Source organism: Mesorhizobium sp. M1E.F.Ca.ET.063.01.1.1, from assembly GCF_003998155.1.
GTDB lineage: Bacteria > Pseudomonadota > Alphaproteobacteria > Rhizobiales > Rhizobiaceae > Mesorhizobium.
The window spans coordinates 1-5,750 of the sequence record NZ_RZSC01000369.1; the positions used below are offsets into that span (position 1 = coordinate 1).

7 protein-coding genes are annotated in these 5,750 nt (G+C 64.3%); 3 read left to right on the forward strand and 4 right to left on the reverse strand.

What is annotated here, in order from left to right; translation table 11 throughout:
* The 3 genes from EOA29_RS22735 to EOA29_RS22745 form a co-directional block, all read right to left on the reverse strand.
* Positions 1-399: hypothetical protein (locus tag EOA29_RS22735; RefSeq protein ID WP_127221585.1), on the reverse strand; the 399-nt coding region annotated here is incomplete at its 3' end.
* A 10-nt stretch (positions 400-409) separates the two neighbouring features.
* A complete protein-coding gene (locus EOA29_RS22740; protein ID WP_126094740.1) occupies positions 410-832 on the reverse strand; it encodes an OsmC family protein in 423 nt (140 codons plus the stop codon).
* Positions 833-1,053: 221 nt separating this feature from the next.
* Entirely contained in the window at positions 1,054-2,586 is a 1,533-nt protein-coding gene (locus EOA29_RS22745) for an acid phosphatase (RefSeq protein ID WP_126094741.1), read from the reverse strand.
* A gap of 364 nt (positions 2,587-2,950) precedes the next feature.
* Here EOA29_RS22745 and EOA29_RS22750 point away from each other — a divergent pair, with 364 nt between their 5' ends.
* Positions 2,951-4,189, forward strand: coding sequence for a cytochrome c peroxidase (locus EOA29_RS22750; protein WP_127221587.1), 1,239 nt, complete (start codon positions 2,951-2,953; stop codon positions 4,187-4,189).
* 146 nt (positions 4,190-4,335) lie between these two features.
* The gene (locus EOA29_RS22755; protein ID WP_126094743.1) at positions 4,336-4,530 is read left to right on the forward strand and encodes a hypothetical protein; all 195 of its coding nucleotides are present in this window, start codon (positions 4,336-4,338) and stop codon (positions 4,528-4,530) included.
* A gap of 89 nt (positions 4,531-4,619) precedes the next feature.
* Here the strand turns inward: EOA29_RS22755 and EOA29_RS22760 are convergent, their stop codons facing one another.
* The gene (locus EOA29_RS22760) at positions 4,620-5,207 is read right to left on the reverse strand and encodes a dihydrofolate reductase family protein (protein WP_126094744.1); all 588 of its coding nucleotides are present in this window, start codon (positions 5,205-5,207) and stop codon (positions 4,620-4,622) included.
* Positions 5,208-5,312: 105 nt separating this feature from the next.
* Here EOA29_RS22760 and EOA29_RS22765 point away from each other — a divergent pair, with 105 nt between their 5' ends.
* Positions 5,313-5,732: a helix-turn-helix domain-containing protein gene (locus tag EOA29_RS22765; protein ID WP_126094745.1), complete on the forward strand. Its 420-nt coding sequence runs from the start codon at positions 5,313-5,315 to the stop codon at positions 5,730-5,732.
* Positions 5,733-5,750 lie beyond the last annotated feature (18 nt).

Below are 5,750 nucleotides of genomic sequence, written 5' to 3' on the forward strand. Positions count from 1 at the left end.
CGTCTTGAGTGCGGTCCAAATTTCGTCCGGAATGTCGTTGGCGTCAGCGGCAATGGCATTGCCGAAGGAGATCAACAATGCCTCGTCGGCGGACGGCATGATCGCTTCCGGATCGAGGCCATTGTGGATCAGCGCGCGGCGGAAGAAGGTGACCGGGATTTCGGCGCGCATCGTCTCGGCGATCGCCTTCGAGAACAGCCAGATAGCGCGGTCGTCGAGCGTGGGCCGCAAGAGATCGCGCAGCGTGAACCACTCGGCGTAGATGCGGTGGGCTGCCGGCGAGTGCAGCAGGATGCGCTTCATGTTGGTCATGCGGCCGCGCAGCGCGAGCTCCCGGTCATGCTCGGCGCGGATTTCTTCAGAGGCGGTCGCGTAGTCGATCGGGGAAAGATGCGCCACTGGGTGCCCCTCACCCCAGCATCGCGTTAAGCGCGGGCGCGCCGCGCAGTGTGTTGGAGACGGTGCAGATCGTCTCGGCATCCTCGACGATGCGCTGCTTGGTGGCCGCGTCGAGATCGCCGGAGATCTCCAGCTGGATGGTGAATGTGACGACCCGCGAGGGCTCGTCCTTCGCCTTCTCGCCGCTGACATCCGCCCTCACCTCGCCAAGCCGGTCGGCGACGCCGAGGCGGTTCGCCGCGATGCGCGCGCTCAGCACCATGCAGGCAGCCAAGGAAGCATAGAGCAGGTCGAGCGGGTTGAAGCCCGGCGCACTGACCGAGGTCACCACGTCGACAGTGCCACCGGTCGGCGTCGTCACCGCCGGCAGGCCGCCCGGCGGCAGGATGGCGAGTGCACCGGTCGCACGAGTTCTGATTTTTAGCTCGCTCATCGAATGTCCTTCGTCCGATCTGGCTGAAGAGCCATCAATAGCGGACGGGAATTCGTCAGGGCAATCGCGGAAGGCCATTTCCTCGCCCGCGAAAGCAGGGGAGAGGTGGCCGCGAAGCGGCCGGAGCGGGGGCCTTCGTAGGGCGCTCCCCCTCTCCGTCTCGGCTTCGCCGAGCCACCTCTCCCCACTTCGTGGGGGCGAGGAAACTCAACCCAGACGCGCTACTTCGTCAGATCGAGCGCCGCCGTCAGATCGCCCATCGGCGGCTGGTCGTTGTTGCGCAGCGCCTTGTCGCGGGCGATGAGGCCGGGCAGCACCGGCAGGTCGTAGCGGGCGGTGATGAAGCGCAGGATCGAGGTAGTATCATACTGCGTGTGGTCGACCGTGCCCATCTTGGCATAGGGCGAGATGATGAGGGCCGGGACGCGGTTGCCCGGGCCCCAACGATCGGCCTTGGGCGGCGCGACATGGTCCCAGAAGCCGCCATTCTCGTCATAGGTGACGACGACCAGCATATGCGCCCATTGCGGGCTCTTCTCCAGATGCGCGACGATATCGGCAAGGTGCTTGTCGCCGGAGGTCACGTCGGCGTAGCCGCCATGCTCGTTCAAATTGCCCTGCGGCTTGTAGAAGGTGACGGCCGGCAGCTTGCCGTCGTCGATCGCCTTGATGAACTCGGTGCCATCGAGGCCGCCGTCCTTGATATGTTCGGCCCGCGCGGCCGTGCCCGGCGCATAGGCCGCGAAATAGTTGAAGGGCTGGTGGTGAAACTGGAAGTTCGGCAGCGCCGTCGCGTTCTTGCCGTCGAGCGTCGCCTGCCAGGCACCGGCGTACCAGGCCCAACTCACGCTCTTCAGCGAAAGCAGATCCCCGATGGTGATGTCGTGCTGCGGCGGCAGCGTGGTCGGCTGCGCCGGATCGGCCAGCGCCTTGTCGCCGCCCTCTGCCGGCTTGTTGGCGCTCGGCTGGTAAGGCGGCTGCATGGTGTTGACGGCGTAGAAGTCCGGCGTGATCGCGCCGTCATTGACGAATTTCGGCGCGCCGGCGAGCGCCGAGGCCGGCGAATCTTCGGCCACCTTCAGCGTCACGCCGTCCGGCTCGACAACAGCTATCTGGCCCTTCACCGGGCTGGTGTCGGCATGCGGGTAGAACGGCGCGCAGGCGCAGGCGAGCATGATGTGGTTGAGGAAGGAGCCGCCGAAGGCGGCCTGGAAGAAATTGTCGGCGAGCACGTATTTCTTGGCGATATCCCACATCGGCAGCACCGAGCCGTCATAGTGACCCATCACCATCGCGCCGGAATCGGCCCAGGCGACGAACTTGTCGTTCCGGCCTTCGTCGATCTGCATCTGCTCCTGGTAGAAGCGGTGCCAGAGGTCGCGAGTGATCACCCCGGCATTCTCGTTGAAGCCTTTGGGGTCGTCGATCGCGAAGGCCGCGTTGGCGAGATGCGCCGTCTGCGCCTCGGTGACGGCCGGCGTCACGCCCTTGCCGGTCAGCCCGCCCCAGGCCGGCGGCAGTTCGGTGAGCGGCTTGCCGTCGCGGTCGAGCTGACGGGCCTGCTCGGCCGAGACATTGGCCAGGCCGTTGGCGCCGGGGAAATCGCCATAGAGATTATCGAAGCTGCGGTTCTCGGCGTAGATCACCACGACAGTGTCGATCTTGTCGTAGCCGGGAGGAGCGGCATGGGCGACGGAAGCGAACGATGCAAGCGCCGTGGAGGCGAGGCAAAGGGAGAGAAAGGACCGGATCATGGGAGATGCCTCGTGGCTGGGGAATGGCTGGAGGAACCGGGCGACGCTAGGGCGGGCGCTTGTCAGCTTTGTGACAGGTTCATTGGATAGCGCCAAGCTGGAACACCCCTCATCCGTCTCGGCGCTATCGCGCCGATCCACCTTCTCCCACAAGGGGAGAAGGGGCGCTGTCTCGAGCGCCTCTGCCAACCACCAACGTTGGCGATTGGCGGCGAGGTAGGCGCGGACTTCCCCTTCTCCCCTTGTGGGAGAAGGTGTCCGCGAAGCGGACGGATGAGGGGTGTTCCAGCTTGGCAATTCGTTTTGCCGGTCATCAATCCGTAGCAAAGCACCCCTACGCAAAAAGGCAAACTGGATCGCCCTCATGCCACGATGGAAATCCGCCACGCTCGCCGCCCTCGCTATCCTCTGGCCCGCCTATGGCCTGCCGGCGGGCGTAAATCCCGGCGCGATGTCACGTCAGGAAGCCTTTGCGCGCGCCGCGGCGCTGACGGCGCTCGGGCGGCAGATGTTTTTCGATCCGTCGCTGTCGGCCTCGGGCAGGCAGGCCTGCTCGTCATGCCATGACCCCAACCATGCCTTCGGGCCAGCTTCCGCCGCGCCGGTCGAAATGGGCGGGCCGAACCTCGACCGGCCCGGCCTACGCGCAGTGCCGTCGCTGCGCTACCTGCAGGCGGCGCCCGCCTTCACCGAGCATTTCTACGATTCCGAGGACGAGGGCGACGAGAGCGTCGACAACGGGCCGACCGGCGGGCTGACCTGGGACGGACGCGCCGACCATGGCAAGGACCAGGCGAGGATCCCGCTGCTCTCGCCCTTCGAGATGGGCAACAAAGATGAAGCCGCCATAGTCGCAGCCTTGCGCAAGGCGGCTTATGCCGATGCCTTCAAAGCGGCGTTTGGCGCCGATGTGCTGGATCATCCCCAGGACGCATTCGACGCCGCGGTCGAGGCGCTCGGCACCTTCGAGCAGAGCAGCGCCGACTTCTATCCCTATTCCAGCCGCTACGACGCCTTCCTCGCTGGTAAGGCGCAGCTTACCGCGCAGGAGCTGCACGGCCGCGCGCTGTTCGAAGACGAGGCCAAGGGCAATTGCGCGAGCTGCCATCTAGGTGAACCGGCAAACGACGGCAAGCCGCCGCAATTCACCGATTACGGCCTGATCGCGATCGCCGTGCCGCGCAACCCGGCTATCGCCGCCAATGCCGATCCCAACTATTTCGACCTTGGCCTGTGTGGCCCACTGCGCACCGATTTCAAGGGCCGGGTGGAATATTGCGGCCTGTTCAAGACACCGACGCTGCGCAACGTCGCGCTGCGCAAAAGCTTTTTCCACAACGGTTATTTCCACACGCTGCGCGAAGCAGTCGCCTTCTACGCCAGCCGCGACACAGATCCCGGCCGCTGGTATCCGAAGAATGCCGACGGCAAGGTTCATAAATTCGACGACCTGCCAAAGGTTTGCTGGGGAAACCTCAACACCGACCCGCCCTTCAATGGCAGGAAGCCGGGCGACAGGCCGGCGCTGACCGACGCCGAGATCGACGACATCGTCGCCTTCCTCGGCACGTTGACCGACGCCGACCAGGCGGCGGGGCGGTGACGGCGGCGAGGCCTCTTGTGTTGCCCGAGCGCACGGCGCGGATTTGCCGTCCGGTATCGAATCGGACAAAAGCGTATGTGGGCTAGATCACAGGACCGCCATGAAACACCTTCTATATTAGAAGTCCTTCATGGATGGAGTCTCGGATGAGATTCGTCGCTTTACAGGACCCGACCGACCGCTGGACGGTGTTTGATACGGCTAGTGAGGAGCCCGCCGAATTTGGTGGCCGCGTGCTCATTGGCCTGACATCGCATGAAGCCCTGCAGCTCGCGGCCGTGGCCAACGATGAGGCGGGATACCGGGAAATCAATGTACTGGGGTCTCGTCAAGGCCAGTAAGGCGGACCACGGGCGGTTCCCCTTTCCTCCGGGAAAAGCGCAGCGAACAAGCGGTTGAGACGGCCTTCTGCCGGAGTGATCCAGGTCCCTCACCCGGCCGGCGCGTAGCGGTTCACCACCATGCCGCAGGCATAGGCTTTCGAGCCGATCAGCGTCAGCCTGGCGAAGCCGGCCTGGTCGAAGATACGGCGGCCGCTGCCCAGCACCGCCGGGTTGATGAAGAGCTGGAACTCGTCGATCAGGCCGGCGGCGATCAGCGCCGAGGCGAAGCCGGCGCCGCCGAAGACGGCGATATCGCCGCCCTCGCCCGCCTTCAACGCACTGACCTCGCGCGGCAAGTCACCGCTGGCAATACTCGTGCGCTCCCATCGCGAGACCTTCAGCCTGTCGCTCAGCACGACCTTGCGCGCTTCGACGATACGCTTGGCGAAGGCATAGAAACGATCCTGTGGGAACTTCCGCGCCGCATTGCCCCAGTGGTTCAGGTAGCCCTCCTCGGCCATCTTGCGGCTGAGCAGAATGGTGTCAACGTTCTCGAACACAGCGTTGAAGTCCTGCCTGAGTTCGTCGTCCCAGTCTCTGTCGTCGCCCCATTCCCAAAGCTGCCAGCGATGGTCCTGATCAGCTCCGACGAAGCCGTCGACCGACATCTGCATCTGCAGGATGAGCTTCTTCATTGGGCGGTCCTACTCGTGTTTCTGAAAACGGTTTACTTTTGGAAGTATTGACCCGCTCAATGAATGATGTCAATTGTAAAGTGATTTAAAAACGGAACCGTAGCCATGTCGACCCGGGATAGGTCCGGCTGTCCGATCAGCCTCTCGCTCGAACTGCTCGGCGACCGCTGGACGCTGCTCATCGTCCGCGACCTGGTCTTTGCCGGGAAAAAACATTTTCGCGAATTCCTGCAGTCGGACGAGGGCATCTCTTCGCGCACGCTCGCCGAGCGGCTGCAGACGCTGCAGGATGAAGGCATCCTCACCCGCAGCCAAGATCCTTCTCACTCGCTGAAGGCGATCTACCGGCTGACGGAAGCCGGCATCGACCTGCTGCCGGTGCTGGCGACGCTCGGCGCCTGGGGGAGCAAATATCGCAAGGCCGACGATGAGCTGGCCCGGGTTGCCGATAAGTTGGCGGCCGGCGGCGAGCCGGCGATCAAGCGGATGAAGGATAAGCTGCGGGCGGAGCATCTGGCCTGCTGATCTCCCCCCTTGAGGGGG

Excerpts from the sequence above, each read along its gene's own strand:
- EOA29_RS22740 (WP_126094740.1), bottom strand. The coding sequence starts at position 832 with ATGAGCGAGCTAAAAATCAGAACTCGTGCGACCGGTGCACTCGCCATC.
- EOA29_RS22745 (WP_126094741.1), bottom strand. The coding sequence starts at position 2,586 with ATGATCCGGTCCTTTCTCTCCCTTTGCCTCGCCTCCACGGCGCTTGCA.
- EOA29_RS22750 (WP_127221587.1), top strand. The coding sequence starts at position 2,951 with ATGCCACGATGGAAATCCGCCACGCTCGCCGCCCTCGCTATCCTCTGG.
- EOA29_RS22755 (WP_126094743.1), top strand. The coding sequence starts at position 4,336 with ATGAGATTCGTCGCTTTACAGGACCCGACCGACCGCTGGACGGTGTTT.
- EOA29_RS22760 (WP_126094744.1), bottom strand. The coding sequence starts at position 5,207 with ATGAAGAAGCTCATCCTGCAGATGCAGATGTCGGTCGACGGCTTCGTC.
- EOA29_RS22765 (WP_126094745.1), top strand. The coding sequence starts at position 5,313 with ATGTCGACCCGGGATAGGTCCGGCTGTCCGATCAGCCTCTCGCTCGAA.